This is a genomic window from Rhizobium sp. X9 (genome assembly GCF_018873185.1).
In the GTDB taxonomy this organism is placed as follows: Bacteria; Pseudomonadota; Alphaproteobacteria; order Rhizobiales; family Rhizobiaceae; genus Agrobacterium; species Agrobacterium oryzihabitans.
Genome location: NZ_CP071312.1, coordinates 1,533,551 through 1,549,407, shown reverse-complemented (window position 1 = coordinate 1,549,407; position 15,857 = coordinate 1,533,551). Strand labels below are relative to the sequence as shown.

General features: G+C 59.6%; 16 protein-coding genes. 8 read left to right on the top strand and 8 right to left on the bottom strand.

From position 1 onward, the window contains the following. Positions 1-97: 97 nt before the first annotated feature. From glgX to JZY08_RS22005, 4 genes are read left to right on the top strand one after another with little or no spacing between them, the layout of a single operon-like run. On the top strand, positions 98-2,053 hold the full coding sequence (gene glgX, locus JZY08_RS22020; RefSeq protein WP_216331707.1) for a glycogen debranching protein GlgX: 1,956 nt from the start codon (positions 98-100) through the stop codon (positions 2,051-2,053). Between the two features lie 54 nt (positions 2,054-2,107). Continuing rightward, complete coding sequence (locus tag JZY08_RS22015; RefSeq protein WP_003498368.1) at positions 2,108-2,596, top strand: MaoC family dehydratase; 489 nt, start codon at positions 2,108-2,110, stop codon at positions 2,594-2,596. A 30-nt stretch (positions 2,597-2,626) separates the two neighbouring features. Beyond that, positions 2,627-3,355, top strand: coding sequence for a transporter substrate-binding domain-containing protein (locus JZY08_RS22010; protein ID WP_367303910.1), 729 nt, complete (start codon positions 2,627-2,629; stop codon positions 3,353-3,355). Between the two features lie 28 nt (positions 3,356-3,383). Then, on the top strand, positions 3,384-4,430 hold the full coding sequence (locus tag JZY08_RS22005; protein WP_216331705.1) for a DUF2332 domain-containing protein: 1,047 nt from the start codon (positions 3,384-3,386) through the stop codon (positions 4,428-4,430). Between the two features lie 17 nt (positions 4,431-4,447). On the opposite strand, the gene JZY08_RS22000 is transcribed toward JZY08_RS22005, so the two are convergent. From JZY08_RS22000 to JZY08_RS21980, 5 genes are read right to left on the bottom strand one after another with little or no spacing between them, the layout of a single operon-like run. After that, on the bottom strand, positions 4,448-5,002 hold the full coding sequence (locus tag JZY08_RS22000) for a sarcosine oxidase subunit gamma (protein ID WP_216331704.1): 555 nt from the start codon (positions 5,000-5,002) through the stop codon (positions 4,448-4,450). Then, on the bottom strand, positions 4,995-7,955 hold the full coding sequence (locus JZY08_RS21995; protein ID WP_216331703.1) for a sarcosine oxidase subunit alpha: 2,961 nt from the start codon (positions 7,953-7,955) through the stop codon (positions 4,995-4,997). Before JZY08_RS21995 ends, JZY08_RS22000 begins: the two co-directional genes overlap by 8 nt. Then, positions 7,952-8,266 (bottom strand): sarcosine oxidase subunit delta, encoded by a 315-nt coding sequence (locus tag JZY08_RS21990; RefSeq protein WP_003498363.1) that lies wholly within the window; start codon positions 8,264-8,266, stop codon positions 7,952-7,954. Before JZY08_RS21990 ends, JZY08_RS21995 begins: the two co-directional genes overlap by 4 nt. 13 nt (positions 8,267-8,279) lie before the next feature. Beyond that, positions 8,280-8,690 (bottom strand): hypothetical protein, encoded by a 411-nt coding sequence (locus JZY08_RS21985; protein WP_003498361.1) that lies wholly within the window; start codon positions 8,688-8,690, stop codon positions 8,280-8,282. Beyond that, complete coding sequence (locus JZY08_RS21980) at positions 8,690-9,943, bottom strand: sarcosine oxidase subunit beta family protein (RefSeq protein WP_035223720.1); 1,254 nt, start codon at positions 9,941-9,943, stop codon at positions 8,690-8,692. Before JZY08_RS21980 ends, JZY08_RS21985 begins: the two co-directional genes overlap by 1 nt. 319 nt (positions 9,944-10,262) lie before the next feature. On the opposite strand from JZY08_RS21980, the gene rpsU reads away from it, so the two are divergent. Beyond that, on the top strand, positions 10,263-10,490 hold the full coding sequence (gene rpsU, locus JZY08_RS21975) for a 30S ribosomal protein S21 (protein WP_003498359.1): 228 nt from the start codon (positions 10,263-10,265) through the stop codon (positions 10,488-10,490). Between the two features lie 135 nt (positions 10,491-10,625). After that, positions 10,626-11,522, top strand: a complete 897-nt coding sequence (locus JZY08_RS21970) for a tetratricopeptide repeat protein (protein ID WP_035223723.1) — start codon at positions 10,626-10,628, stop codon at positions 11,520-11,522. A gap of 71 nt (positions 11,523-11,593) precedes the next feature. Here JZY08_RS21970 and JZY08_RS21965 read toward each other — a convergent pair whose 3' ends face one another. After that, on the bottom strand, positions 11,594-11,860 hold the full coding sequence (locus JZY08_RS21965) for a DUF6074 family protein (protein WP_003498356.1): 267 nt from the start codon (positions 11,858-11,860) through the stop codon (positions 11,594-11,596). Positions 11,861-12,181: 321 nt separating this feature from the next. On the opposite strand from JZY08_RS21965, the gene JZY08_RS21960 reads away from it, so the two are divergent. Beyond that, the gene (locus JZY08_RS21960) at positions 12,182-12,460 is read left to right on the top strand and encodes an exopolysaccharide production repressor protein (RefSeq protein WP_216333494.1); all 279 of its coding nucleotides are present in this window, start codon (positions 12,182-12,184) and stop codon (positions 12,458-12,460) included. A 110-nt stretch (positions 12,461-12,570) separates the two neighbouring features. Beyond that, positions 12,571-13,563, top strand: a complete 993-nt coding sequence (locus tag JZY08_RS21955) for a glycosyltransferase (protein ID WP_216331702.1) — start codon at positions 12,571-12,573, stop codon at positions 13,561-13,563. Positions 13,564-13,772: 209 nt separating this feature from the next. Here the strand turns inward: JZY08_RS21955 and JZY08_RS21950 are convergent, their stop codons facing one another. Together JZY08_RS21950 and JZY08_RS21945 are read right to left on the bottom strand one after the other, a co-directional pair. Then, a complete protein-coding gene (locus tag JZY08_RS21950) occupies positions 13,773-14,729 on the bottom strand; it encodes a polysaccharide pyruvyl transferase family protein (RefSeq protein ID WP_216331701.1) in 957 nt (318 codons plus the stop codon). A gap of 51 nt (positions 14,730-14,780) precedes the next feature. After that, positions 14,781-15,746 carry a glycosyltransferase family 2 protein gene (locus JZY08_RS21945; RefSeq protein WP_082185117.1) on the bottom strand — a complete coding sequence of 322 codons (966 nt, stop codon included), beginning with the start codon at positions 15,744-15,746 and terminating at the stop codon, positions 14,781-14,783. Positions 15,747-15,857: the final 111 nt, after the last annotated feature.

Genomic DNA, 15,857 nt, shown 5'->3' with positions numbered 1-15,857 from the left:
CTAAAACTCTGAGATGGCCGGAAGGCCATCTCGTGATACCCGCGGACCGCCTTCTTCCTTTGCGGAGGAGAAAAACCATCCCCCGGAGAGACAGACCATGCAGACACCATCCGTTTTCCCCAAAGGCGCAACCCAGACGGAAAACGGCACGGAATTCACGGTCTATTCCCGGCACGCCTCCGCAATCGATCTCTGCCTTTTCGATACGACGGGCGAAAAAGAGATCGCCCGCTTGCCAATGTCGCGCGGTGAGGATGATGTTCACCGGCTGATGGTCACAGAGGCTGGCCCCGGCACACGATACGGATACCGCGCCCACGGGATTTACGCTCCCGAACATGGTCTGTGGTTCGATCCCTCAAAACTGCTGCTCGACCCCTATGCGACACAGATAGACCGGCCGTTCCAGCATGATCCGGCGCTCTATGCCTTTGGCGAGGACACGGGCGCTGTCATGCCGAAGGCGATCCTTTCGGAGTACGAGCCGCTCAAGCGCCAGCCGCCGCTTTTTGCCGAAGGCGGGCTGATTTACGAACTTTCGGTCAAATCCTTCACCAGATTACATCCGCAAGTGCCGGAAGAGTTGCGCGGCACCGTGGCGGCGCTCGCCCATCCCGCCATTCTCGCGCACCTGAAAAAAATCGGCGTCGATGCGGTGGAGCTGATGCCGATTACCGCATGGATCGACGAACGCCACCTGCCGCCGCTCGGCCTTTCCAATGCATGGGGCTACAATCCGGTCGGCTTCATGGCGCTTGATCCGCGCCTCTGCCCCGGTGGGGTGCGGGAGTTGCGCGACACGGTTGCCGCGCTGCATGCGCAGGGCATCGGCGTCATTCTTGATCTGGTGTTCAACCATACCGGAGAAAGCGACATTGACGGCTCCATCCTGTCGCTACGCGGGCTGGATAATCTGACCGCCTTCCGTCACCCACCGGGAGAGCCGGGTGTGCTGATCAACGACACCGGCACTGGGAACACAGTCGCCTGCGATCATCCCTATGTGCGCCAGCTCATCATCGATTCGCTCAAGCATTTCGTTCTGAATGCCGGTATCGATGGCTTCCGCTTCGATCTCGCGCCGGTGCTCGGAAGAACGGCCGATGGCTTCGACATGGCGAGCGCGACGCTCGAGGCCATGCATTCAGACCCCGTGCTTCATGACCGCGTGCTGATCGCCGAGCCGTGGGACATCGGTCCCGGCGGTTATCAGCTCGGCAATTTTCCCGAGAGCTTTCTGGAGTGGAACGACCGCACCCGTGACGACATGCGCCGGTTCTGGCGCGGCGATGCGGGAACGACCGGCGCGCTGGCCAATGCGCTCTCCGGCTCCTCGCCGATCTTTTCCCGCCATGGCCGCTTAAACAGCCGCAGCGTCAATTTCCTTGCCGCCCATGATGGTTTCACGCTGTTCGATCTCGTCAGCCACGAACACAAGCACAATGAAAAAAACGGCGAGAACAATCGCGACGGCCATAATGAAAATCATTCCTGGAACAATGGCTTCGAGGGCCTGACCGATGATCCCGCCATTGTTGCTGCCCGTATCGCGGATGTGAAAGCAATGCTGTCCACGCTCTTCGTCAGCCGCGGCGCATTGATGCTGACCGCCGGCGACGAGGGCGGCCGCAGCCAGCAAGGCAACAACAATGCCTATTGCCAGGACAATGACATTACCTGGGTCGACTGGTCATCGCTCCTGCCCGAACTGATCGATCACACCGCGTTTCTTGCAGCACTTCGCAAACGCTTCGGCGTCTTTTCTCAAACCAGCTTTTTCTCCGGCAATGGCGACGTGACCTGGCTTGCCCCCGGCGGCAAACCGGTGACCGTGGAAGAATGGGAAAGGCCGGACGGGACGGCCTTCGCCATGGTGCTTGCCACCCCGGATCATGAGACCGGAAACGATGCCGAGCTCGCCGTGCTCATCAACCGCAGCCGTGAGATCGTGCCATTCACCCTGCCGGGCGACGACTGGCGCGCGATCGGCACGAATTTCGGCAATCCCACCTTCCTGCCAGCCCGCTCTGTGGTGTTTTATCTGCGCGGTTGATCGCTTGGCCCCGGCACCTTTATAAGTGCCGCGAGGCAACCCAGAAGAGGTAACATGGCAAAGGACATAGCGCTGGCGGAAATGAAAAATTTCGTCGGCACGGAACTGGGCGTTTCCGACTGGATCACGGTCGATCAGTCGATGATAAACGCCTTCGCAAAAGCGACGCTGGACGATCAGTTCATCCACACAGACCCGGAGCGCGCCAAGGCGGAAAGCCCCTTTGGCGGCACCATCGCGCATGGGTTCCTCACACTCTCGCTGCTTTCGGCTCTGAATTACGATGCCCTGCCCCGCATTCGCGAAACGACCATGGGCATCAATTACGGCTTTGACGCCGTTCGCTTCGTCACGCCGGTCAAAAGCGGAGCACGGGTGCGTGGTCGTTTCATCTTGGCCGAGGCGCGTTTTCGCGGTGCCGCCATGCTGGTGACGACCTATGATGTGACGGTGGAGATCGAAAACGAGAAGAAACCGGCGCTCACCGCCCGCTGGACGACCATCACCCAGTTCAACCCCGAGGACAGACCGCAGGACGCCTGATGGCGAAGTAAATCCCAATTTGAGATCGGAGTGTCTGTGAGATTCGCATATTTGATAGAACCTCCGTTCAACTACAGGAACGAGACCGGTGATGTTACCGGGTGCGATGTGGAGTTGGCGCGGGTTATTCTGGCCATGATCGGCATCCGCGACATTGAATTCATCGAAGCCGAATTCTCGCAATTGTTGCCCGGCCTGAACGAGAACCTTTGGGACATGACCACGGGCCTCTTCGATACGGCTGAACGCAGAAAGATCGTTGCATTCAGCTGTCCCATCTGGGCGTTGCCGGACGGACTTCTTGTGAGGAAGGGTAACCCGGGAAATCTGGCCGGATACGCCTCGGCAGCGAAAAATCACGAGACTACGCTGGTCGCGATCCGGGATCAGATCCAACATCGTATGATTATGGAAGCGGGCGTCGCCGATGACCACATTCTCATCTGCGAGACCTACGACGAAGCCGCTCAAGCTGTCCTCGACGGCCGCGCCGACGCCTATGCCAGCGTGGCCATGGCGCATCTCGGTTTTCTGCAGCAAAATCCAGAGCTGGATCTGGAGATTGTCACCGTTTCACCGAAAGAACGACCAGCGGCCCCGGGCGCATTTGCTTTCCGCCAGTCAGATCGGGAACTCCAGAGCGCTGTCGATGCGGCGCTCCTTCATTATCTTGGATCAGACGAACACCGTGCGCTGATGCGAAATTTTGGTTTTGATGATCAAGCCCTCGTCAATGGCGAGGCCGGCCCGGCAAATTAACGCCGGACTGCGCAAAGGAGACGGCCAAATGCATGACGAAGCCGTAAGGAATGCGTTTCTCGCTCAGGCAAGAGCCTGCGACAGCCTCGGCTCGCCCTTTACCGCGCGGCTATGCCGCGCGGTGGCGACGCGGCTGGACCGACAGACGGAGGTTGGCGAGAGGATTTTGTCCTGGCCCGGCGATGTCGGCCCGTCCGGTGATTCCGTACCCCTGCGGCTCGCCGGTGCGCTACATGCGCTTGTCATCGAGGACAAGATCGCGCCGCTGGTCGATATCGCGCCAGAAAACGAAGATGCACTTTGGCAGGCCTGCACGGATGCCCTTCGTTTCCATGCAGCCTTCATCCTTGAAAGGCTGAAATCACCGCCTCAGACCAATGAAGTCCGCCGTTCCGCCGTGCTGTTGCCGGGCTTTCTCACACTGGCAGAGCTTACCGGCAAACCACTGGTTCTTTCCGAGGTCGGTGCGAGCGCCGGCCTCAACCTGCAATTTGACCGTTACCAATATCGCCTTGGCGATCTTGCCTGGGGCGAACAATCCGAGGTCTTCATGTCGCCGGAATGGCGCGGAAACGCGCCGCCCAATACGCCAATTGAGATCATCGAGCGCGCCGGCTGCGATCTCAACCCGCTCGATCCGTCCTCAACCGAGGACCGTCTGCGGCTAATCTCCTATGTATGGGCCGATCAGACCGACAGGCTGGAGCGGACGGCGGCTTCCCTGCGGATTGCGGTGGAAAAGGGTTTGCATGTCGAAAAGGCCGACGCAATCGACTGGCTGAAGCGCCGCCTTGCCACGCAACATCCGGGTGCTGCCCATGTCGTCTATCATTCCATCGCCTGGCAATATCTGCCGGACGCCTTGAAACAGACAGGCGAGACACTGATTGCCGAAGCAGGCGCCCATGCCACGCCGGACGCCCCGCTTGCCCGGCTGCAGATGGAAGCGGATGCGACACCGGGAGGCGCCGCCATTACCCTGCAAATCTGGCCGACCGGCGAAAAGCAGGAAATCGGCCGTGCCGATTTCCATGGGCGATGGGTGGAATGGCGGGGATGGAAGAACAGGGCCTAGGCAAGCTGGGCGGTGGCTTAAACCGCCACGTCCTGCGCCGCCTCCTGTAGCAGGCCGCCGACATATTCGGCGAAGGAGCGCCAGCACTCCACCCGGAACGTATCGTCAGCCACGCGCAGCAGCACGACTTCCGCCTTGCCGAAAACCGTGCGCGAGCAGGCTCCCACCGGGAATTTTTCGAGCGATAGTTCCTGCGGGCAACCGGCATTGAGCGCCGCCTCAGCGCCGGGACCGGAGACGATGACGGCCGTGTTGCGGTGGGAGATGTCGGTTGCCGAAAACAGGCCGGAAACGCCGGCGAAGGCCGCCACCAGGTCGCTTTCGCCCTGATCGATCACCAGCCATTCATCCGGACCGAGCCAGAGAGCGGAACGCAGGCCTGATGTTACCGAGGCTTTCGGGCCGGTGGGCAAGGCAAGACCGAGCGCCTCTGACAGGGCCGGCACGGCGCTTTCCCGTGCCCGGAGTGATAGCCGCGAGGCGGAAGCGGCCGGTTTCAGCGAGACGAAGGGCGAGCCGCCGTGGAAATCCTCAAGGACGGATTTGCGTTTTGCGTGAAGCGTGTCAGCCATTGAGACGGGCTCCTTCCTTGTCGAGGAAGACCATGTCGGTCACTTCGACGGCAATGGTTTTATCGGCGAGCGGTATATAGAGCGTTTCCCCCATGCGCGCCCTGCCATCAGCCACCAGTGCAAATGCGATGGAGTGGCCGAGATTTTCCGACCAGTAGGCGGATGTGACATGGCCGAGCATGGTCATGGGTTTCGGCTGGTTCGGATCGACAACGATCTGGCCGCCTTCTTCGGGAACGGTCAGCCGGTCCTTTGTCTTCAGGCCCACAAGCTGCTTGCGGCCGGAGCGCATCAGATCCGGGCGCTTCAGACCGCGGATACCGACGAAATCCGTCTTCTTTTTCGAAACCGCCCAAGCGAGCCCGGCATCATCAGGCGTCACCGTGCCATCGGTATCCTGCCCGACGATGATGTAGCCCTTTTCCGCACGCAATATGTGCATGGTCTCGGTGCCATAAAGGCAACCGCCCACGGCTTCGGCCCTTTCGCGGATCGCGGTCCAGACGGCCGCGCCGTAATCGGCCGGAACGTTGATTTCGAAGCCGAGTTCGCCCGTGAAAGATACGCGGAAGAGGCGCGTCGGCACGCCGCAGAAGGTGCCTTCGGCGACCGCCATATGCGGGAAGGCCTCCGGAGAAAGATCGATGCCCTCAACGAAAGGAGCGATCACTTCCCGCGCTTTTGGGCCCTGCACGGCAATCACCGCCCATTGTTCGGTGGCCGATGTCAGCCAGACGTTCAGATCGGGGAATTCGGTCTGGAGATAATCCTCCATATGCTGCAACACGCGCGGCGCGCCGCCCGTCGTCGTCGTCACATGGAAACGATCCTCGGCGAGACGCCCGACAACGCCGTCGTCATAAACGAAACCATCCTCGCGGGTCATGATGCCATAACGGCAGCGGCCAGGTTTCAGCGTATCCCAGGCATTGGTGTAGATGAGGTTCAGGAACTTCGCCGCATCCGGCCCAACGACCTCGATCTTGCCGAGTGTCGAAGCATCAAACACGCCGACGCTTTCACGCACCGTTTTGCATTCGCGGTTGATGGCCTCATGCATGTCCTCACCCGGGCGCGGGAAGAACCATGCACGCTTCCAGTTGCCGACATCCTCGAAGACCGCACCAGCCGCCAGCTCTTCCTCATGCATTGGCGTCTTGCGGGCCGGATCGAACAGCGCGCCGCGTGAATGGTTGATGAGCGTGCCAAAGGTAACAGGCGTATAGGGCTGGCGGAAGGTGGTGAGACCGACCTTTGGCAGATCCCGTCCAAGCGCTTCAGAAGCGATGGCAAGACCGTGCATGTTGGACATCTTGCCCTGATCGGACGCCATGCCATTGGTCGTGAACCGCTTGATGTGTTCCACGGAGTGCATGCCCTCGCGCACGGCAAGGCGAATATCCTTGGCGCAGACATCGTGCTGGAAATCGATGAAGGCCTTGACGCCGGTGCCCTCGCCCGCCCCTTCGGCAGCACCGATCATACCACCGGTCCAGGCCCGCGCATTCTCTCCGGAAAATTCTGCAGCACCGCCACCCGCGGCAGCAGCCTCGGCGATCAGCGCGGCAAGATCGTCCGTGCCGTTGCAGGCGCCCACGGACACGCAGTTCTGCACATGGATATCTGGCAGGAAACGCTGGTTAGCCGCGTCAAACTTCAGCTTGCCGCGCGATTGCGAAAAGAGATGCACCGAAGGCGTCCAGCCGGCCGAAACGACGAGCGCATCGATGGCGATCTTGCGCTTGTTCGAGCCGCCATTGCGGCCAACGGTCATGGAAGAAACGCGCAAACGTCCCGCCGTGTCGTAAACGCTGTGGCCCGCCAGCACCTCAATGCCCAGCGCCCGCGCCTCGTCCAGCAGCCGTGCATCAGGGTTCTCGCGGCAATCGACGATGGCAGCGATCTTTACGCCTGCTTTTTTCAGATCGAATGCCGTTTCATAAGCGGAATCATGGGCGGTATAGACGCCGACATTATTGCCGACGCTCACGCCATAGTGGTTGAGATAGATACGGGCGGCAGAGGCCAGCATGATGCCGGGACGGTCATTATTGGCAAAGACCATATGACGCTCGATCGCACCTGCCGCCAGGACGACCTTCCCTGCCCGAACCTGCCACAGTCTCTCGCGCGGCTGGTGTTTGGCCGGCGTGGCGAGGTGATCGGTCACGCGCTCCGCGAGCGCCACGAAATTATGATTGTAATAACCGAAGGCCGTCGTGCGGGTCAGAACACGCACATTGGGCAGGGATTTCAGCTCGGCCAGAACCTTCTGCGCCCACTCATAGCCGGGCAGGCCGTCTATGACCGTGCCGGTATCGAAACGCAGCGCACCGCCAACTTCGGCATTCTCATCAACCAGAATGACGCTAGCGCCAGTTTTCGCAGCAGTGAAAGCCGCCGTCAGGCCGGCAACGCCGCCGCCGGCCACCAGCACGTCGCAATGGGCGTATCGGCCGGAATAGTGGTCCGCATCCGGCTCGGACGGCGCCTTGCCGAGACCGGCGGCACGGCGGATGATCGGTTCATAGATTTTATGCCAGGCGGCCTTCGGCCACATGAAGGTCTTGTAGTAGAAACCGGCCGCAAACATCGGCGACAGGAAATCGTTGATTGCGCTGATATCGAAGGACAGCGACGGAAAGCGGTTCTGTGAGGCGATGATCGCGCCGTCGAACACATCCTGCACCGTGGCGCGGACATTCGGTTGCTTGCGCATGCTGTCACGCGAAACGTCGATCAGCGCATTCGGCTCTTCCGGACCTGCGGAGAGGAAGCCGCGCGGCCGGTGATATTTGAACGAACGACCGATCAGATGCACACCGTTTGCCAGAAGCGCGGATGCGACCGTGTCGCCTTCCAGCGCCTGATAGATCTTGCCGTCGAAGGTGAAACGCGCGGTTCTGGCGGGTGTCAGGCGGCCAGCGCCCTTGATGCGATAAGCGCCGCTCATTGCGCCTCTCCCTTCTCTCCGGAAAGAACCGTCTCGGCATCCGGCTTCGGTTCGCCTGCCTTGTAGGTCAATAGAAATTTATCGCTGACCGAATCGCGGGCCGCGTTGAAGAACCGGCCGCAGCCGTGAATGTGACGCCAGCGCTCGAAAACGAGACCCTTGTCGTTGTCGCGAATGAAGAAATATTCGGCGAAGGCCTCGTCGGAAATATCGGCGATGTTTTCCGGTCTCGCGATATGGGCTTCACCCGCCCAGCGGAATTCGAGTTCGGAACGGTCTTCCCGGCAATAGGGGCAATGGATCAGAAGCATCGTCGCTCCACCTTCAAAGAGAATTTTCCGGAAGGACGCTTCCGGCGGGTTGGTCACACAGCCGCTTTCCCATCGCAACAAAGGGGGAAAGCCGCTTCAAGAGCTGCTCGAAATTATCGAATGGTTTCAGCGCCGAGGCCCGACCCATATTGATGATGGCAACCGCCATCATGTCGGTGTCGATCGCGAAGGGTTCGTCCTGTTCGCCATTCTCCTTCTCGCCGACGAAATAGACGAGCTTCTCCATCAGGCTTGGCGCGCAGAGAAGCAGGCCTTTTTCCGCCACGAAGGGCCAGTCGCGTTCACCCTGCATCCTGCGGATTTGCTGGCTGCGAAAATCGTCCGCCTCGGGAACGAAGCTGCCTGCGGGCACGACGGCCGCCGCACCCGACATGTTGGCCGCGAGCAACGCCGCCGCCAGCATCAATGCGCCACCGCGGCAGCGGCGGCCTCATCGATCAGACGTCCGGTGCGGAAGCGGTCGAGTGTCAGACCAGCCGCCAGACGATGCGGCTCGCCACGGGCGATCAGATGCGCAAACAGGTTGGCGGAGCCCGGCGTCGCCTTGAAACCACCCGTGCCCCAGCCGCAATTGACGAAGAGATTGGGCACCGGCGTCACGCTCTGGATGGCGGATCGATCGGGTGTGTTGTCGGTAATGCCGCCCCATTGCCGCATCATCTTGACGCGGCGGAAGATCGGGAACAGCTCGCAGATTGCATCCAACGTATGGGTGATGATCTGCAGGCCGCCGGTCTGGGAATAGGAGTTGTATTGGTCGGTGCCGGCCCCGATAACAAGCTCGCCCTTATCGGACTGCGATATATAGGCGTGCACCGTGTTGGACATGACGACGCAGGGGAAGATCGGCTTCAGCGGCTCTGACACCAGCGCCTGCAACGGGTTGGAATGCAGCGGCACACGCACATCCGCCATCTTCATCACGATGGAGGAGTGACCGGCGGCGGAAACGCCGATCTTCTTCGCGCCGATGAAACCGCGATTGGTTTCGACACCCGTCACCGCACCGTCCGGCCCGCGCCTGATGGCCGTGACCTCGCAATTCTGGATGATGTGCACGCCGCGATCCGAGGCCGCCCGCGCGTATCCCCAGGCGACCGCATCATGGCGCGCCGTGCCGCCGCGACGCTGCAGGGCCGCGCCATTGATCGGATAGCGGGCATTGCCGGAAATATCGAGCGGCGGGCAATATGCTTTTGCCTGTTCGGGCGTCAGCCATTCATTGTCGATGCCATAAAGGCGGTTGGCGTTGATATGTCGCTTAAAGGACTGCTGGTCGTGAATATTGTGCGACAGCATCATAACGCCGCGCGCCGAATACATGACGTTGTAATTGAGATCCTGGCTCAGGCCTTCCCACAGTTTCAGGGAATGCTCGTAAATATCCATGCTCTCTTCATAGAGATAATTGGAGCGGATGATGGTGGTGTTACGGCCGGTATTGCCGCCACCTAGCCAGCCCTTTTCCAGCACCGCGACATTGGTGATGCCGTGTTCCTTGGCAAGATAATAGGCAGCCCCAAGACCATGGCCGCCGCCGCCGATGATGATGACGTCATAGTCCTTGCGCGGCTCGGGCGACGCCCATTGCGCATCCCACCCTTTATGGCCCCGCAACGCCTCGCGCGCCACGGCAAAAACGGAATATTTGCGCATTCGCTGTCTGCTCCTCAAGAACCGGCCAGAAGCCGGACATCATGGCGCCGGCACGTACAATACACATGGCAAATCGGGGCCGGAGGCAATATCCCTTTTGCGACGCGGCGATGGTTTTGTTTTGACATGACGGGAAGAAAGACGGGACGGTCGCATTTTAGCGGTTGTTTGAGGGTTACCGGCTGGACTTGCCGTAAATGATCTGATAATGCACGTCACCAATCGCACGGCCAAAACGGCCTAGCGAACGATTTTGTGTTTGCGCGCGAATGCCTTTATTCGCGCAGCAAGATAACCAGATAAAAGGAACGGGATTCACGTGCAGGTACTAGTCCGCGACAATAACGTTGATCAGGCGCTTCGCGCTCTCAAGAAAAAGATGCAGCGCGAAGGCATTTTCCGTGAAATGAAGATGCGCGATTATTACGAAAAGCCTTCCCAGAAGCGCGCTCGCGAAAAGGCTGAAGCCGTTCGCCGCGTTCGCAAGCTGGCACGCAAGCGTGCGCAGCGCGAAGGTCTGGTTGCGGCCCCGCGCGCAGGCCGTTAATAGGCCGTCTTTTGGACGTTTTTGAATGCTTGTTGGGCGGGGGCGATCTATTCGCCGCCGCTCTTTGTGTTTGTGGCCGGAGACCGATCGTGGGACAACGATTATGAGACCGGCCTGCGAGGGAACCCACACCGAATGACCGCTGTTGATGCCTGTGTTGTAAACAACTCCGATGCCTCCACGCGCCGGGTACCGCTGAGAAACAACAAGCGGCTTCATCTTTCCCTTGTCGTCTGCACCGTTCTTGCCGGACTTTCCGGTTGCGCGACGTCCAACCAGACGGATGATGTCTTCAGGATCGACCGCGCCCAGGGCTCGCAGGAAAACATCGCCTCGCTCACCTCGGTCATCAACGCCAATCCGCAGGATCCCGAAGGCTACAATGTCCGCGGTTCGGCTTACGGTCGCGCAGGTGATTCCCGCCGCGCCATCGAGGATTTCAACAAGGCGCTGCAGCTCAACCCACGCTTCTACCAGGCTTATGCCAACCGCGCGCTGGTCTACCGCAACTCTGGCCAGCAGCAGCAGGCCCTGCAGGACTATAATGCGGCACTGCAGATCAATCCGAGCTATGATGTGGCGCTGATCGGCCGCGGCAATCTTTACCGCCAGTCCGGACGCGTGAACGAGGCTTTCAACGACTTCTCCCGCGCTATCGAGCTTGAGACCACGGACGGACGCGCATGGCACAATCGCGGCCTGATTTACCAGCTGCGCAACCAGCACGCCCAGGCAATCGAGGACTTCTCAAAAGCCATTTCGCTGTCCTCCACCTCGCCGGAGCCCTATAATGGCCGTGGCCTTTCCTATGTCGCGCTGAACGACGACGAAAACGCCTTCGCCGATTTCAACCACGCCATTTCGCTCGACGGTAACGTCGCGGAATCCTGGGCCAACCAGGCGCTGGTCTATGAGCGGCGCGGCGAGATGGCCAAGGCCGCCAAGTCCTATGGGCATGCGGCACGGCTCGATCCGAAATATAAGCCCGCTCTCGACGGTGTTGCCCGCACACGCGGCGCCAGCGCTTCCTGATCAAACACGCATAAACAAAAAAGCCGGCGGTGCGACACTGCCGGCTTTTTTTATGAGGAAATGCGAGGGCCTCAATGGCTGTCGCGACGGGCCTCGGGTGCGGCATCGCCCGCCCACAATTCCGCCTGCACCGCGCTCTGAAACTCCATGACCTCACGCCGCATGGCCGCGTCGTCATAGCCAAGGCCCGTCAGATAGGCCGCCAGTTCACGGCACTCCCTGCGCCAGAAGTCGTTCGCCTCCACACCATGCAGCTGGTCGAGCATGGTTGCACACCGTTTTACGTCGGCAATACGGTTCTTTGCCGGAAAGGCGATTACTTCTGAACTCGTCGTCACGCGGGCACCCTGCTCTGTCTGAGGAATCAATACCGACTTTTTTAATGGTGAGATGGTTAACGAAGTCTGCAGAGGAAGGGAGAAGGCTGGTTTTACGACGGACGGCGGGCCGAACCCCATGTTTTAGGCCGGCACGATGCGGGCAAATCGCCGATTACCGAGGAATTTACCAATCAAGATTACCGAAATTTCATGCCATGGCAGATAGAAGAAGTATATGTGTGTTGAAACAACACCGGTCTCATCGTATATTTCTTGCAAAGAAAAAAAATGCCGCAGCGCAGCCAAAAATGGAGAACTCGTTCTCGGGAGGAGAGCACCATGTATGCACCTCGTGTTTTTTTCAGCATGATCGGTGCGTTGCTTATCTTTGCGGTTGCCACATATTTCATTCACGGGTCGTTCTATACGGCGTTTATCCAGACCCTCATCTGCGCCGTCATTCTGCAAACCGGTTATTTTATTGCAATTCTGGTTCTCGTCGCCCGCGAGAAACGCCGGATGCGCGAAACTTTTCTGCGTGATCGCGGCGCCGAGAATGTGACGGCGGATAGCGCAAGCAGTGCCCCGCCGCACGGCGCGAAACTGACCGATATGTGACCTTCCACGCTGATTCTTTTATTGCGCCGCAAAAAAATCACTTGCATCCTCACCCCTGACACTTTCTGCTGGCCAAATCCTGACGGTTCGTCACAGCAGAAGGACATTTCATGGTGAGCGGTTCACAGCCCATTTGCGTCATCATCGCTGCAAAAAACGCATCCGAAACGATCGATATCGCCATCCGCTCCGCCCTCGTGGAACCGGAGGTCGCCGAAGTGGTGGTGATCGACGATGGCTCCACCGATGCGACGAGCGACGTGGCGCATGCGGCGGATGACGGCACGGGCCGTTTGCGTGTGGTGCGGTTCGAGATCAACCGCGGCCCCTCGGCTGCCCGCAATCACGCGATCTCGATTTCATCTTCGCCGCTCATCAGCATTCTCGATGCGGACGACTTCTTTTTCAGGGGTCGTTTTGCAGCCATGCTCGCCGATGATGACTGGGACCTTGTGGCCGACAATATCGCCTTCATCCAGCAATCGGTTGCGGGGGCATCCTCCATGCAGCCTGCCCGCTTCGAACCGCAGGCCCGTTTTCTATCGCTGACGGAATTCGTGGAAGGCAACATTTCCAGACCCGGGGTCGAGCGCGGGGAGACAGGTTTTCTCAAACCAGTGATACGCCGCGCTTTTCTGGACAAACATGCATTGCGTTATGACGAGGCTCTACGGCTCGGTGAAGACTATGAGCTTTACGTGCGCGCACTTGCCGCCGGTGCCCGCTACAAGGTCATCCGCCATTGCGGTTACGGCGCGATCGTTCGCGGCAATTCGCTGAGCGGGCGTCACAGCACCGAGGACCTTCGACGTCTATACGAAGCGGACAATGCCATTCTCGCCGGCTGCACGCTTTCCGCCGGTGAGACGGCGATCCTGCGCGAGCACGAAAAACATGTCCGCGCCAAATTCGAACTCCGTCATTTTCTGGATGCGAAAAAGCAGAAAGGCATGGGCGGCGCGCTGACCCACGCCCTGTCGCGCCTGCCTGCCCTGCCGGCCATCACGCACGGCATCTGGACTGACAAGACCGCCCGTTTCCGCAAACCGGTGCAGCCGGTGCGGGATGTTCGCTATCTGCTCGACGGCAAGCCGGTTTCGTGAGGGAAAAGGCGCGGGATTAGGGGAGACAACTTTGCCCAACGCTCCGTCGTCATCCTCGGGCCTGTCCCGAGGATCCAACCACCTATCGTAAAATCAATCGGTTGCAGATGCTCGGGACAAGCCCGAGCATGACGGCAGAGAGATTAGAGGATAGTATCCTTAGGTTGGGAGCGGCAGAAAATTCCCCGCCGCACCCGTTGCTTCCGCCCTCAAAGATAATCTCGCTTGATCGTCTCTAGAACGGCGGAAAAACGCTCCTTGCGCTCTTCCAGCCTGCCATCCGGGCTGAGACGCGGCTCGGCACGGCTTGCCTGCCAGAGCGCCAGTGTGGAAGGGGCGGCCAGCACCTGCTTGGCCAGTTTGCGCAACGACCGTGATTGCGTTTCCTGCGGCCGCACCAGCACATCACCCTCATGATGCGCCGGAACAGGACCGGTCTCGGCGATGGCAGGGGCTGGCGGCGGCGGGAAACTCATGCCCCAGAAACGCGAGCCCTTTTTCGCCGCCTCGGCACGGGTCGAAACCGGCACGTAACGCGGCTGATATTCCACACCGACGGTGCCTGCCCAATCGCTCCATTTGAAGCTGTTGATCGAAGGAGATGTGGTGACTGCCACCCATGGCACGCGGAACGCATCGGCGAGAATTGCGCCATGCATGGATTCGGCGACAATGAATTCCGACTGGGCGATGGCGCGGATGACAGACTTGGACTCACCGCGCGGGTCGAGATAAGTCAGCCCGGCCGGTTCGCAGACCGTTTCCCACATGCCGAATTCCGCAGATTCCCAATGGGGCACGAAGGTCTTCTTGTAGAGCTTCGGCAGGCCTTTGAAATCAGCCATCTCGGTGACCATGACGGCGGGGTCGACAATGCCCTTTTCGGGCGCGAGCCCGAGCTTGGCTGCGGTTTTTTCGCCGCGCACGCAGCGTATATCCCAGAACTCGGTGCTGATGTCAGGCACTGCGCCATAGCCATAACCGCTGCCGATGACCAGCTTGCGCTGTTTTGCGGGTAACAGGACATCATTGAGAACGGTGCCGACACCGACAAGCATCACATCTTCATGCACGTCGCGCAGACCGGGGAGCAGAAAATCCCACAGCCACAGATTGAGATCGTCACCGAAATTGCCGTGATGCGATTCCCAGTGGTAAGGTTTCATGAGGTCACTCCTGGGTGAAAAACATATAAATTCTTACGGGCGAGAATTCGCTCACCTTGTTCGGACGATTTTTCCTGCGCCAAGCTCGAAAGCGGCACGCAGAAGTGCCGGATCGCGCATCGCCCACTTCAGGAGCAGCCCGAATTCGGGCACCTTGCGCCGTTTCAGATTGCCCGCCTGGCTCCACAGCGCCTGTTTGCGCGCCGTGTTTTTATAGGAAGCAATGGAGGCCACATCGGCCGGCCGCCGCGCAAATCTACCCTCCAGAGTATCGAGCGCCACCCAGGTATTGAACTGCTGGCGCAGGAATTCCGGCGAGGTATTGTCGATGCTGTGGAAGATGTTGACGCCCATGCCGCGCATCGCGCCGGCATCGTCACACAGAAGCGTCCGCTTCGATGCGAGAATGCAATCACAGAAAAAAAGCACGTCTTCCGCAGCCAATCTCAGCGCCGGGTCGAAGCGAATCTTTTCAAACAGGGGGCGGCCAATCACCATGCAGGAGAGATGCAGGAAGCTCCAGTTGCGCAGCATCACACTTGCCAGATCCGGCAGTTCGATCACCAGGGGCCGCTCCGAAAGCCGTGCCGCACCCTCGTTCTTCTCCAGTTCGGAAATGGCGAAATGGTAATAAAATTCGTCACTTGCCTGCATGGACGCCCAGTAGCACTCGCCACCGAAAGTCCTCAGCGCGGAGGCCGCATTCTGGAGATGATCCGGCGTCCACATGTCGTCCGAATCGAGAAATGCCACGTAGTCGCTACCCGCAGGGACATTGTCGAGGCCGGTATTGCGCGCACCGCCCGGGCCGGCATTGGCCTGTTTGATGACGATAATTCGGTCTATCTGTTCCTGCGAAAGTTCCGCAAGTTCCTTGTCTATCGGGTACGGCGATTCGTCATCGACGATGACAAGATCGAAATCCTGGTAAGTCTGCGCAAAAACCGATGCGAGTGCACGTCCAAGAACCCCGTGCTGCTTTTGGTAGTAGGGAATGACGACAGTAAATCTTGCCATTGTTTCGCCCCTTGCGTTGATCAAGAAGTGTCGGGCCCGATCCTGAAAACGGCCCCGATGGTATCGGCAACTCCCAACCGGCGATCCTCCCCGCCGGCCTCCAGAAACAGG